This is a genomic window from Chitinispirillales bacterium ANBcel5 (assembly GCA_029688955.1).
GTDB lineage: Bacteria > Fibrobacterota > Chitinivibrionia > Chitinivibrionales > Chitinispirillaceae > Cellulosispirillum > Cellulosispirillum alkaliphilum.
In genome coordinates this window covers 1-14577 of record JARUKZ010000062.1, presented here as the reverse complement: position 1 = coordinate 14577, position 14577 = coordinate 1, and the positions used below count along the sequence as shown (strand labels likewise).

Below are 14577 nucleotides of genomic sequence, written 5' to 3'. Positions count from 1 at the left end.
TAAGTGCATAGTAAGTAATGAGGGTGGAGCAGTTGCGAGTAATGAAGTTACCCTTACTGTAACTCCTGGTCCCTGGGTACCGCAGCCCGAAGAACTTGAACGTGAAAATGGTATGGTACTAATTAGAGCAGATGGATACAGCTTCCGTATGGGTGATCCGATTAATGGGCCGCGGGTTGATTTCTCCTATGATTTCTGGATGAGTGAGGCTGAAATAACACAAAGTGAGTATACAGAAATTTTAAACGAAGACCGTATTCCAAATTTTACCCCACCAAGATGGAGAGAATACAATGACAATAATAAGCCGGCTTATCAGACAACATGGTATGATGCTGTATTGTATTGTTGGGCACGAAGTGAGGAGGAAGGTCTTGAACAAGTTTACAGTTTCGATGAAATAATTTGGTCTACAGTCAGCTGGTCATCAGTCGTAGGTTTTGAAAACTTGATGATTGATACCTCTAAAAACGGTTACAGATTACCGATAGGTGCTGAGTGGGAATACGCTGCACGCGGAGGAACCAATACACGTTTCTCCTGGGGCGGAAATAATCGTTATTACCCGGCAGACTCTGATGATACCACCGAAGTTAATGAACATGCTGCATGGTTTTATAATTCTGGATTCAACCACGGGCCTCATATCGTAAGAGAGAGAGAACCAAACAACTATGGACTGTATGATATGGGTGGAAATGTTTGGGAGTGGTACAAGACCGATGATGATTTTTCTGGATACAATGCTCGTGGAGGAAGCTGGCGAAGCACGGATGTAACAGATTTGATGCCTAATTCAATAAATGGAAGTTTTACCGGTGGATTTAGAGGAGATAATTTTGGCTTCAGAGTTATGCGAAAAGCAACTGATTGATAAAAAATGGTAAAAATAATGTACCTTATAGTGAGACAGAGATAAATGAGGTGTCTTTTAAATCCAAAAAACCATTTTTCCCTAATTTCAGCACATTTTCCCATAGACAGGAACACTTGGAACACTATACTCATGTATTTGGAAAAGTTGTGAGTAGATATTACAAAGATCGCCTTTAAATTGATAGTTTCTGGGCTATTTTGATTTAATCAATTCACCCATTCTATTTACTTTCATTTAGGTTTACCCGGTAGTGTCCCATGAAAAATTGCACTACCATTCAAAATAGAGCCACATATAATTGGTGTGGCTGCATACACATTCGCAATCGAACTTCTGCTGTCATACAACTATCAAGCAAACAGTGTAAAACAAAACTTTTGCCCCCTTAAGAATTCGAAAGTTCCGTTTTAAGAATAAATTGTACAGCATTCAAAATAATCGACCTATGCCTTTCAATATTGAGTCGGATGTATTCAGAAGGACCAATGGAGAATTCAAACCTCACCTAAAACACAATCACGATGGTTATCTGCCGGGACTATATAGTTCTGACAGATGGCCGAGCTGCTTAAAACATTCACCCTTCGGGACCTTTGAACCTTGATGAATAATCCGCTTTTAATTAAAGCCGGAGAGATTAGTAGCAGCAATAGAAATAGATCACCTCCAAAGAATTATAACCTAACATTATACTATTATCGTAATCATTCACTTAACATTAATAATTACAGGTTTAATTCTATTTTCATCTCTTGTAACATAAACTCCTGAAGCGATATTTCTATTGGTAGACCCGCGATTTATATTTCCAGGAATCTTTCTTCCCCGTATATCGTAGTAGCCGGTAATCGCTCGTTGTTTTTGAACGGGAGGCATAATTTTGTGAGTAGTTATGTTTATATTAGAGTCCTTCCAGGAAATGTTTGCGGATATCAAACTCCTATTGCTGTTGATCCATGCAGTCCCATCATTTGTGAGTCTTATTCCTCTAGCCAAAAACGATTTTTCGCCAATAATAAGATGATGTAAAAGGTTGCCATCTTTATCCAATATATAGACTCCATTGGTCCCGCCAACAATCCATATCCTTCCTTCACTATCAAAATCAACATCTCTACACCTAATATCGCTTAACAGGTGTTGCCAGGTTTCTCCGTTTTTTTTAAGGTAGACACCATTTTCACCAGATGGTATAGCAACAACTTGATCATAAGAGGATGTTCTTATTGTTCTTAAATTGAAATATTCTGGCAAATTATTGGTGGTATCTGCAATAAATTGGTCTCCAACAAGTGTAAAAACCCCATCAAAGGTGCCAGCAATTATTGTACCTGTGGCGTCTTCAGCAATGACGTTCACCGAGTTCCTTTGTAATCCGCTCTCTGTGTCGTACACGACCCAGCTTTCAAAATCATAGCGCATCACTCCAACGTTTGTTGCTGCCCAAAGAATATTATCCCGGGAAACAACACAGTCATGTATGCGGATCTCTTGTTCCCCTGCATCCATAGGATAACGATAGGTGTTACCATCAATCATATAGGAAAACCCCGAATGACTGCCAAACCAGTGTCCGCCGTTTGAATCCTGGGCATAGGCTGTGAAATTATTGCTAAGAAGTCGGTGTGAACTTCTGCTGTAATAGGACCACTCTTCCCCATTGTACTTATGAACACCCCATTGTGACAGATCAAGTGATGCCCAGAGGTTGTTATCTCTGTCTGTGGCGATCAGTTCGAAGTAATTATTCTCTATCCAGGTTTTATGAGGCCATGAGTATTTGTTATCTTTTGTATGAAAAAGAGGTATTGAGCCATAAGCCAGCACAAACTGCGATGAATCAAAAAAAGCGATATCTCTCATCATAATAGTATTTCTAAAAGGTAATTCTATGATCGTTTCCCACTGACCCTCAACATGTTGAATAACTCCTTCAAAGCCGACACCCACAAGATGATTAGTAAAAGGGTTAATTCTAAAACATTGTACCGTAAGGGGAATATCTCCACTTTCAAGCGTAAAAATTTCCCATTCAACTCCATCATAACGTGCTGCATAGGGAGAAAACCAATCCGATGCGATCCAAAGATGGTCATTGGCATCGGTTATCATGGTACCGACAAGGGGGAAATCAAATTCACTTGGGGCATCTATTTCAAAGTACTCTCCTCCATCAACTTTATAAATACCTGCCCGTTTTAGTGCCCATAGAGTACTGTCACTACCATAGGTAACAAACATGGCGTTTAAGTTCTGTTGTGAGGGTATCTGTTCAAAACGACCATCTCTGTATTTTACCACACCAACATTATTAGATGCCGCTGCCACGCGATTACCGATGATTGCAATATCCCGCACTCTTCCCAGTGAGGATGAGCCAGCGGTTTTAAAGGTTTTTACGGTGTCACCTGAAACATAGCTGATCCCATCATCTGTGCCCACCCAAACAGAACCGCCAGTCGAATCTGCCAAAATAACACGCCGCACCACATTGTCAGCAAGCCCCTGCTCAGTAGTTATCTGTAGCATACTGTTACCTGGATTAATTACTCGTACAAGGCCCCCACCATTTGTTCCACCCCAGATTGTATCACCCATAACTGTCAAAGAATGAACATGGTTATAGCTTAAAAAGTATTCCAGTTGTACATTGTTCACTTCCTGAGTGGAATGGGCAGTGTATTGTAATAAAAAGATCACTATAACAGAGCAAAAGCGAATTCGTGTAAGGCCTTGCGTGAATTTTTTTGTGTGGATATTTCCGGTCATAATGTACTCCGCTTTATTAATCAAATAGATGGCTATGAATCATCAATATACTATTTAGTGAAATTTGAGAGTAAAAAACAAGAAGCGAAAAAGAACACTTACCATTCTTAGTGGTTTGTATATAAGAATTATATAACAATGGTTCAACATAATTTATAAGCTTGTAACACTATTTATTAGTACACCTAAAACGCAACAGGAATACTGTTAAGTATCCCTGCTGCGAAAATACTAATCTGTATAGGCGTGAATTATTCCAAGGGAAAACTTCCGGAAATAAGTACTCCATCATTGGAAAATACAGCGATACGATCTGTTTTTATGAATTCAGATGAACCTGGGTTAGAAAAGTCATTTAACTTATTCATAGGTGCCCAGTTATCATAATGAATTCCAATCACATTTCCACTTTGATCCGGTAACATCTGGCCGGGCTCAAGAGTTACACTGTAACTGTAATCTACTCTGTAATCATTACCCCCTAGATGTGTAAGAGAAAGATTACTGTAAGGAGTGTAATAATCTGCTAGTACAGGTGTATTCCCCTCTTCAGCAGTAAAATAGTAGCAAACAGTAAAACCACTGATAGGTTCATCACCCGTATTTTTCAGATACATTCTTGGCTTTACAATATTATTTTCATGCAATCCCTCATCTTTAATATAGACCTCAATGGGGGAACCAACAACCTCATCCCCTCGTTTTTCGGTTCCTGCACTGACTCTGTAAATTGCACCTGACGCATATTCATCCAAATCGTTGACTCTTATAAAAAGTCTTTCTCCCAGATCAGAAGCTGCGACTCTCAACGCAAGATAGCCATTGACTGTGTTACCTACGTTTATGTTCGTATAACCGATGGTGTTACCATCAGCATCAAAAACGGTCAACTCGGCGTTCATCGAGTGACTCATCTCTGAAACACGAACAATTACATCCTCTTCAGCATCTTCAGTCACCACTTCAAAAAAGTCTTCATCCCCTGCATAGTCAATTTTTCCAGGTACAGGATAATCATTAAGTGCAATTAGTGTTGCAGTTCCAGGGCAATTACCATGATCATCATCCATAAAACCCTGCACTGCAATACGAAGGGTTCGTTTACGTCCAAACTGTGGTATTGATGTTGAGGTTGTTCCGTTTTTTTGGCTCAGCATCGAACCATCGCTATAGTTATTTGCTATAACGGTTAGGATGTATATGCCATCCTGGTCATAATCACTAAAAATTGCTGAATAGATTCCATCATTTGCTATGGCATCTCCATATAAACCGTCATCCCTGAGTTCAACTGGAATTACATCCCCTTCCGGGTTTTCGAGGGTTGCAGAAATTGTCATCTCCTTAACTCTCTTCCCATAGCTTACGGATGCCGCAATAAGGAATGGCTCAGGATAGGTTACCACGGTTCCGGTTAGGTTTTCTACAGTAAGTTTCGGTTTTTTTACCGCACTGTGGTCAAGTACCGTAGAGTTGGTTATTTGAGCATCTCCCGAGGAGATCAGCTCTACGGTCCACCATCCCTCTCCGTGGGAAGCGAACGCATCGGATTTGATATTTAGCAGAGCGGATTGTCCAATCATCGTAACTGTTGGAGCAGGATAGATGAGGTCGTTATTGGAATCCCTGATCTCAAAATTGAGCGTAGGTGGTTCAGAACTCATGAAGCTGATCCCCCCGTCATCAATTTCGTAATCAATGATAACGTCAACATCACTCATTAAATTTTCAGCATAAAACATAAATGTGTTTTCAGTATGAAGATTCAATGAGTTTTGGGCTAGAACATCCTCAGTTCCGTTAGTTCTGGTTGGAATATCATCGGTTCCACCAGCACGTCCTATCGCTTCAGTATAAGAATCTCTGACTTCCGCTTCATCAAACAAATTCGGATAAAAGTGTCCTCCTGTACTAGTGGCCATTTCATCGAGCTCTACTAAATCGGGATCATAACCATAGCCATAGGTAAAAAGAGGAGCCTGAGAACTTTTATAGTTTTCGATAACACAATCTGGTGTTTTTTCTGATCTATTGTCTATGCCATCTGAAAGTAGAATAGCAAATCGAATTGCCTGAGTTTCGTTGTCGTCCTTATAATCATTTAACAGATCAAGCCCAAAAATTGCAGCATCATATATTGCTGTGGTTCCGCCTACCGTAATGTTGTCTATTGCATCGTGTATCCCTTCAATTACGCCATCTTCACTGATAGGGGTAATAGCGTGTTCTACTCTATGAGCACCATCACCACCAGCAAATGATGTTACCCCGATAGCAGTGCGCTCACGTGGGAAAAGGCTTACTAATTGCTTACTCGCTTTCCGAACTACTTCCATAGGAGTGGTCCCATCAGGTAACACCGGCCAGCCCATACTTCCTGACCGGTCGATTATTAAAAGAACCTCAATATCTTCTTCTACCCAATCGAAGGTAACATCAGGTATGTCCTCATGATCCAAAAAAACCCTCATAAAAGAGTAGGTTTCGCCATCATACTCCCATGTACAATCTTCTGTAGGAGCTTTGTCTTCCAATGATGAACGAAAGCTGACACGCTCAGGTTGAACTTCATGTTGACCTCTATCTTCATCCCATAAGGGGTTTTGGAGGAGAAGTCCCCAACCACTTGTATTCCACACACGTCCATGTGCGTTACCATCTACGTAACTAATATCTGTATCAAAATTCAACCAATGATAGGCACCTTCTAAGGCGTTCTCTGGTTCATTCATAATACTGGGTACGGTTGGGACATCACCATACCAAGGCATAGCGGGGGTGGTATTTTCCTCATTATCCCCTGAATTAGTTGAAGCATATTGGTAGTTTACTGCATAGGTGTAACGTGCGAACTCACGAGCCAGCTTGTAACCAAGTGCTTCGCGTCCCTCGGCTGTTTCTAAATAATCTGATTCTCCCACAGAAATATAACCCGTCCCGGAGTTAATACCAGCAAAGGTTGCAGAAGGCTCTCCATTTTGCAGGAAACGGATGTCTGCATCATCTTCTTGCACTCCCTGGAAAATCTTTATTGTACCGATCCTATGACCCGTATTTGTCATTTCCCAAATACCACGTGCCATATGAGTTAGCACTTCTTCGTATTGATATCGCCTTTCTTCATCTATGATACTGTGCAGATGAACAGCAATATTAAAGGTCCTTGTATCATCATTTTCGATTATTGTGGTAAAGGGTTTTGATGAGGGAATTTCTTGTGCAAACAACGCAAAGCACAAAACCAACAACATGAAAATACTTTTTTGTAACATATAAACCTCCTGTAAAAAATTAGGGAAAAAGGAACACAATATAGAGTAAAAGTACCTCGTAAAATCTGACACTAGGGTTCTTTTCCGGTAACGATAAACTTTAGAGCTATGAAGCGGAATATTTTTTTCCACTTACTATTAATTATTTGGGCCAGGTGAAAGTATTCTTTAAGTTTTCGTTACACTAAAACGACTACAAAACAGTGCTCAAGTGATTATTTGGCTCTCAGTATAGAACACAGCCAATTTTCCATCAAAAGCATGTGCATAACCCCAAATTACAATGCCGGTATTTATATATCATTTTCACGTTTGACCTCGGTTTATAATTTTTGCTATATATATAAAGAGATCTTTGGTCTTGAGTAAAGCTGTCTCTAATATATATAACTACATTCTGTAAGTATAGCAAAAAGAACTTTTTTTTATTCAAATATGTAGAGAAGAATTCTTTGCTGAATATGAAACCCAACTATGAACAGTTCTACCCCAAAGATCAATAATAGTATAAAGGTAAGTATTTGGATCAAAGATGATTAAAAGAAGGTGTTTTTTTATAAATGTAAGGTAATAAATCAACTAAGAATTACCATCATTGAGCAAAAACGAATCAGATTTTCACAGCAACATTGTTAATTACCATTGTGTGCAACAAACAGCTACTTTAATTGCAATTCTCTTACGTTATTTCACTTTCTATTTTATATAGGTATATACACTTCCCCTAAACTCCTAAACGTAACTGCTGTAACGATTGTCCTGTTTGTTTTCCCACGCAGATCAAATAGTGACACTACTAATAGAAATGTAATTTTGGTTTTAATCGTATAGTAACCTGGGGTTACTTACACTGAATCTGTCCTTTTTCCAAAACATCTCCGGAGTTATATGTCTCTCTTTAGGCTAAAAGAGCCCCTACTGAGATTGCCGACACGATATTTATTCAGCGTGTAGTTCTTGCATAGCAGCAACAATTCACCTATTTTGTATGTAAGCTTCAGAATTAGGGCAGATAGAGGCAGTTACAGGAAAACTGCTCTGTTTTGCTCTAAGCACCAAAAACGTGGGGTTCATCAAATGCTGTCGGATCCAGAAAAATATTTTGCCTATACTCAATGCATTGGCTGCACCGCAAGGGCATGCAGACACCTTCTTTATGGGGCATACAGAGAAGGTGAATACTTTTTCGTTAACAGGCGTGATTTTGGATACGGAGAATGTCCACTCACCCCCGAATCAATGACACATGTAGTTGATTATCTTCAAACAATCCCCGAATATAAGCTGATTGACCACTGTACCGACATCTGTTCGGAACTATCCCAAGTCGAATACAACTCCTACAGGCAGAACCACTTCATAAAATTCTACCACGACACAGGGGGTAGAATAGAATTTATTTGTAACCTGATCGACCGAGACATCATTACCGCAGTAGGGTTACCCTTTGGGTACGAATATGATGAAAAACTGCGAAAATGGTTCAGTTTTTTCAAAGGTGGCGAAGAAAGCGTTGCCGGTGAGGTGTATCATGAAGAGGATTACAGTGCCCCTGCCGCTACCGATGAGCTGATCGATGAAAAGAAACATGAGTACTCTATCTCCAATCCCCGCTGGGAGCATGTGGATGAAACGAAGCGATCGAAATCTCCCGACAGAGCCAAACCGGGTGATGAAGTGCGGCTCATGGTAACTATCGAGGGGGTACCGGATGGAGCTGGGGTGGATTTTACGGTGTATAATAGTGCTTCCGGCGAGCCCAAGGTTATTGGGCAGGTGCATGGGAGAAATGAGCAGGGTGAGGGGATGGTATCATGGGTAGTAGATTTTCCCGATGATGAAAAAGATAGTGGGGATGATAATATGGAGATGAACCTGGAGTTTGAGGCAGAGGTAAGGGATAAAGTAAGCGACAGGAGTAAAATCAAACTCTGCTGCCAGAATTTTGAATTTTCTTATTAGTACAAATATAACATCTCAAGAGATAACCCGTTCTCATCTGTTTAGCTAATCTCTCAATACGGAGAACAAGTAATGTACCAATACTCATTTCCTTTAAATCTTGGTTTTGGAACAGATATTACCAAGGAAACTATAGAAAAGATTTACAAACATATAGAAGAGACTTTTCCCGGCGGATACTATCCAATTGGCGGTAATACAGTTTGGCATGGCGGAGTACATCTGATGCCCGATGAGGATAAGGAGGTTTATGCCAGTTTGCCCGGCAAAATTGTAGCAGCACGTCTTCCAGAGGATGAAAACCTGGCAATTCGGCACTACGGGAGCAGTAATTTTATTCTTATGAAGCACAGTTGGCAGGAAAAACAGTTTTACTCTCTTTATATGCATCTAAAGAATGTCGAACTCAGGGAAGGTGACAAAAATTTTGAAAGTATCGGATGGCTTTTTAACAGAGAAGAGAGGGAGAGTATAATTGATCAGCTTAAAACTGGTAGTGTCATTAAACTCGATATCCCGGTAAATGCTGGTGATACACTCTGGATTAGCAGCGAATTCGGTTCGAGTAGTTCACGAAGAAAGATTCTTCATTGGGAAATATTTTCTCAGAACCGCCTTGTGGAAAATCCAGCACCGGAAGATAGTGAAGGTAACAAAGAGTGGGTTCTCATCGAAGATGATGAAACCGATTACAATGTTGATTGTAAAAAAGTTCTAAGTTTTTTTCCACAGGAAATGCTTGAAGACGATAACCTTACAATTGAAGAACTTATCCAGTTTTACAGCGAGAATCCCGATGGTAATGCGCACAAGCTCAGATATGCTATATGTAAATTTATACCTGAATGGGCGATCCAGGATTTAGAGACAGCTGTAAGCAATCTTAAGAACAAAGGGTTCTCATCCTACGGCCTTGTAAACAGGATCAGGCCTTATGTGTGGTGGCATGAAGCAAAGAAGGCTGGAGTTGATCTGCCTGATGCAACTCATGTGTGGCACTATAACCCGGTAAAATTAATGGAGGTGTTTTCTGCTCCTTCACAATTCTACGGGGGGTATGTGCTTAAAAAAGGTGACAATGACTCAAATAAGACTTTTGGAGGTAACCTTACCGACAGTGATGGTGAATATGTGAGGGAGCTTCAGCAGGATTTACTTCGTCTTGGTTACTGGATCAGTAATCCTTCAAGCACTACCGGAAAAGGAATGGTTGTAGATGGTGATTTCGGGGAGGGGACAGAAAATGCCCTGAAGACATTTCAGTTTGAGCACTATGTTGTACAGCCGGATGGGAGCAAGAATGTAGAATACAAAAACAGGATTACCGGTGAACTGGATAAGGAAACAGCAGATAAGATAAAGGAGAAGATAGAAAACATTGGAGACAAGGTATGGGACAGGCCGGGGCATAAGCCGCACGCGGAATGGGAAGTACCCGAAAATGGCGAGTATAAGGCAACATATACTCCTAACCGGAAGTTTAAGCCGGATGGGGTTCTTTTTTACCAACTACCTCCCTCAGAGGGGTATTATCGTTTTAATCCATCTTCAGGTGAAAGAAAGAAATATCAAAGAGGAAATAGTTGGAAGTGCACCCCATACAAGATATTTGATGATGATGATGCAGAGTGGATGATGGCTGATTGCTGGGGAACACTTGAACAGATAACACTTATGAAAGAGATTGGTGATAAATGGCTTTCTGAAAACGGTGAGGTGAGAACGGTTAAAGACTCCGATGAAAAATCAGAAGCAGTAAAACCTTTTCGCATTGGCGAAATATCGGGATTTAACGGAGGCGCGATGGGTGGACACAGCGGTCATCAGGACGGGAATTCAGCAGATCTCAACCGCTCAGGAAGCAACTCGATGTGTCACGTCGGGTATTATTCAGATGTATATCACCGCAACCAGACTTATTTGCTGTGCAGGTTGCTTGTGGAGGCAGGGATAAGAAAAATCCAGTTTAATTGTCATTACATTATCAAAAATTTGGAGCGGGTGCAAGAATGTCCCGCTCATCATCACCATATTCATTTCGATGGCTCTCAATCCCAGTCACATCTACCAATGGGTAACAATCGGAGAACTACATGTGCAGACTGCAATTTAGAGGATAGCTGCGAATATAGAATACATAAAGTAAGATATAATAGCGAATGGGATGATTATGACGAAGAAGAAAATTATATAAATAAAGGAAATGGAGTAGTGAGGTTGTTTGATAGTAGTAACCAAAAAATTGCTTTAACAAAAGCAGAATGGGAACAAAAACAAATTTTTGCTTTAAGCGAAGTAAAAAAGGAGCCAGGAAATGATGAGGATATTAAGGTGGAAGAGGGTAAAAACTAATTTTATTCTATTCTCTGTTATATTTCGGGTGCATGCTGATCTGGTTCCAGATATTGGCGCAATAGTGGATACGGTATTCAGTGGTGGTTCATTGATTGGTAATCATGATCAGATAGATATGCTCCATTGGAATCAGTTTTTGGATAAGTCTCATGTCAGTGGTTCAAATTTGATATGTAATGAACTTGCAAGATCTAACCCTGGTTGTACCATGGATACACTTGTCCTATACAGATATAAAAATGGAGTTTTCAAAGAGCGTGGAATTTATGAATCACAATACATTTTGTATAAAGATTTCCCCAAAACTCCGGCAGGCCTGAAACCGGGAATGAGTAAAGAGGAAGTTGTTGAAATATTAGGTAAACCACGAGTTGAGAGAGATAGACAGTTTCAATACATGACCTTTAACACATCTCTTCTCAGGTTCGATGGGCATAATGGTAGTTTAGTAGAAGCCAGAAGACAAATGCCTGCATTCCTTTCTGAGGGTATGGGTATGAAAGAAGTTATAGAAAAACTTGAAGATGCAGGTTTTCAAGAGTATCATAATCCTGGGTACAGGATAGACGGAGATGGAATAGATATTTCAGGTACACACAATATCATATTGTATTTTAATGACAATGGGTTACACATTGTTTTTTATAAAACCAAATTCGAGTGCCCAGAGTAATTTTGTAAGCACATTCCAATATTCAATCCCTTCTCCAGTGCATTGCGGAAAAGAGAGATGCTTTTTTTAATGGTGCATCTTTAAATATAAACGGTGGTTTCGAATCGGTTTTTGACATAAACCAGATCAATGAGCAGTGCGAACTGCCCTGAAACTTGCCCAGGCATGACCGAAGCCCGTTACAAGTGGCAGCTTAGATATGAAAAAAGTGAGGATGGAGAGATTTCCTCGGTTACAACAGATCTCACGCGTAATGGAAACCGAATTCAACTTACACTTCCTTCAGATACTGCCGGGTACACTGTTGAACTGTTGGCGCTGGGAGGGGTTGATTCTGAACCGTTATGCAACCCCTTTACCATTGCCCTGAGAAGAAAAGAGCACCTTGTTTTTAACGGTTCATCTTTGCAGTGGTTTGATAAGGATGGAAAAGAGGTACCCTTTAAGGTTGATGACACTACCAGTGTTAACGCGCTCAAAGCGTTCACCGGAAGTGCTGATCTGCAGCCGCCTGAAGGGCAGGATAAGGTAAATGAAGGTCCCATTCCCGAAGGTATCTGGTGGCTAAAGCGGGATAATCTTCAGTGCATAGATGACCTTGGTTTTTGGCGAGGCACATTTGGCCGAACATGGCCCGGAGGAGTAGAACGTTGGGGCAGGTACCGCTTATGGCTTGAGCACGACCCCGAAACCAAAAATCAGGGCAGAACCAATTTGTGTGTACTTGGAAACGAAAGCAGAAATACCGGCGGCAATATTCACATCTTTGACAGTGAGACCGATTTCACTGACATGGAGGTGTTTAAAAAGAATTTTGTAAAGAGAGTGGAGAGCGGTGGAAGGTTGAAGATGCGGGTGAATTATGCGAAAAGTTATAAGAAGGGTGATACAGGTAATGACGTACTGGAGATAAACTTCAGATTGACAGGATTTGGCGGTGTTTTACCCAACACAGAGTTTACAGAATTAACCGAAAAAGGTGTTAAACAGTTCCAACGTGATTACATGGGGATGGATACTTCCACCGGAATCGTTGATGTGAACACATTGGAAGCAATTGATGAGTTTTCAGAAAGGTACAGAGAAAACGTTGATGATTATAAGTGCTCATGTGGAAAATGCGGTGGTTTTGGAAATGGACAGTATAAAGGGGTGTATAGAGATAACGAACCTGAACTAGAAATGTTTCATCATTATGAATACCCCGGAATGCATCAATCACTGCTTTGGGCTGTGAGTGCAGCTAGATTTTATTTAACAGTGAAATTGGGTGGAGAATATTCGGTTAAGCAGATATATTCTGCTTATAGATGTTGGGCAAATGCAACAACTATAAGGACAAAAACAACAAACCATATGGGAAAAGCTGTGGATATACATTTCAACAAAAATGGTTCTCGTACAAGGGATGTTAAAGATATGGATATTTTGAGGGAAAAAATATTTTGTGAATGTATTGGTGCACCTAAGCAAATAAGAAATTCGATTCCTCAATTTGGATGGTTAAATAACCAATTTGGTTTAGAATCAGCCGCTGTTGGAGCTACTACTTGGGTGCATTTAGATGTACGAGAATTTGATACTCAGCCATACCTTAATGATATGTATTTTGTACAATGTAATTCTGAAAAAACTTTAGTCTAAAAAATTCTTTTGAGATTATTGGAGGTTGTTTGATGCTAATAGGTATTCTTAATTCAGTAAACTTAAAAATATGTATTGTGTGTATGTTTGTATTTTTTTCTTTCTTCAATGCTTATTCATGCTCTCAAAATTCAAATAGTATTTTATTGAGCGAAGCCAGCGAGTTTCGAATCACAGATAAAAGTACTAACTCTGATCAGAACAAAACTTTTACAGGTAAAGATCACAAAAATGTAATATACTCAACAAAAAACTTTGAAAATGCTGAACTAATTAAGCCTACGGGTGATGCTCACATGTATGAACGATTGGTGAAGCTTCCTCCAGAATTGGATAAATTTAAAATACATGTTCTTACAGGAGGAGATAATATAATGTATTATCTTCAAAGTGAGCATCTTGAAAATTTTGATTTCAGTGCAAGTTTAGATGTTTCTCCAATTTGGGAAGAACCATGTGAAGATTGCGACTATAGAAAAAAACACTTCGAAGTATACTCAAACTATACAATTCGTATTGATACTGAACAAAGATTAGATGGAGAAATCAGTGAATATACCAATTTCTTTAGAATAGATGACGAGGGCAATTTCTATGAAATAGAAAAGCCGGAGCTTTGAACTTATACTTAAAAAGGGGTCCAAAGAGCGTTGTCGATGAACACACGGTTTCTGACCAGTCCGACTTCAGCCTCTGACACTTCCTTTTTCAGCACAAAGATTACCTGACTTGAATGCAGCAGATATGCCGAGGTTGCCTTACGGTACTGGAAACTGATATTTTTGAATGGTCACTGAATCCGGTGCTTTTTTAGGAGCTACAGCGTGAACCGCCTTAAACTGATTTTGATTCTTTCTGCTATTTTTAATGTAGCACTCTATTCTGAATCCTATCTGCCACAACCGGTAAATTGGAGTAGTGCAGCCCACATTCAGAGCGGTGATTTCAATGAAGCGCACGAGGTGCTTTTGTAGAAAGAACTGCAGAAAGACCTGTTCACTCTTAGCTAATGGGGTTCATCTTTA

Annotated in this window: 9 protein-coding genes; 7 read left to right on the top strand and 2 right to left on the bottom strand. The window is 40.0% G+C overall.

Annotation, left to right across the window (positions count from 1 at the left end; translation table 11 throughout):
- Window positions 1–874 (top strand): SUMF1/EgtB/PvdO family nonheme iron enzyme (locus QA601_18200; protein ID MDG5817035.1); only part of this gene is annotated, 874 nt, incomplete at its 5' end.
- 711 nt (window positions 875–1585) lie between these two features.
- Here the strand turns inward: QA601_18200 and QA601_18195 are convergent.
- Together QA601_18195 and QA601_18190 are read right to left on the bottom strand one after the other, a co-directional pair.
- On the bottom strand, window positions 1586–3646 hold the full coding sequence (locus tag QA601_18195; GenBank protein MDG5817034.1) for a hypothetical protein: 2061 nt from the start codon (window positions 3644–3646) through the stop codon (window positions 1586–1588).
- 251 nt (window positions 3647–3897) lie between these two features.
- On the bottom strand, window positions 3898–6918 hold the full coding sequence (locus QA601_18190; GenBank protein MDG5817033.1) for a VWA domain-containing protein: 3021 nt from the start codon (window positions 6916–6918) through the stop codon (window positions 3898–3900).
- 1077 nt (window positions 6919–7995) lie between these two features.
- Between QA601_18190 and QA601_18185 the strand changes: the two genes are divergently transcribed.
- The 6 genes from QA601_18185 to QA601_18160 all read left to right on the top strand — a co-directional run bounded on the left by QA601_18185 (window position 7996) and on the right by QA601_18160 (window position 14526).
- A complete protein-coding gene (locus QA601_18185) occupies window positions 7996–8880 on the top strand; it encodes a hypothetical protein (protein ID MDG5817032.1) in 885 nt (294 codons plus the stop codon).
- Window positions 8881–8952: 72 nt separating this feature from the next.
- Entirely contained in the window at window positions 8953–11232 is a 2280-nt protein-coding gene (locus QA601_18180; protein ID MDG5817031.1) for a peptidoglycan-binding protein, read from the top strand.
- Window positions 11195–11908, top strand: coding sequence for a hypothetical protein (locus tag QA601_18175; GenBank protein MDG5817030.1), 714 nt, complete (start codon window positions 11195–11197; stop codon window positions 11906–11908). The genes QA601_18180 and QA601_18175 overlap by 38 nt, the downstream gene beginning before the upstream one ends.
- A 165-nt stretch (window positions 11909–12073) precedes the next feature.
- On the top strand, window positions 12074–13552 hold the full coding sequence (locus QA601_18170) for a hypothetical protein (GenBank protein ID MDG5817029.1): 1479 nt from the start codon (window positions 12074–12076) through the stop codon (window positions 13550–13552).
- 32 nt (window positions 13553–13584) lie between these two features.
- The gene (locus QA601_18165; GenBank protein MDG5817028.1) at window positions 13585–14172 is read left to right on the top strand and encodes a hypothetical protein; all 588 of its coding nucleotides are present in this window, start codon (window positions 13585–13587) and stop codon (window positions 14170–14172) included.
- Window positions 14173–14376: 204 nt separating this feature from the next.
- Window positions 14377–14526 (top strand): hypothetical protein, encoded by a 150-nt coding sequence (locus QA601_18160; protein MDG5817027.1) that lies wholly within the window; start codon window positions 14377–14379, stop codon window positions 14524–14526.
- Window positions 14527–14577 lie beyond the last annotated feature (51 nt).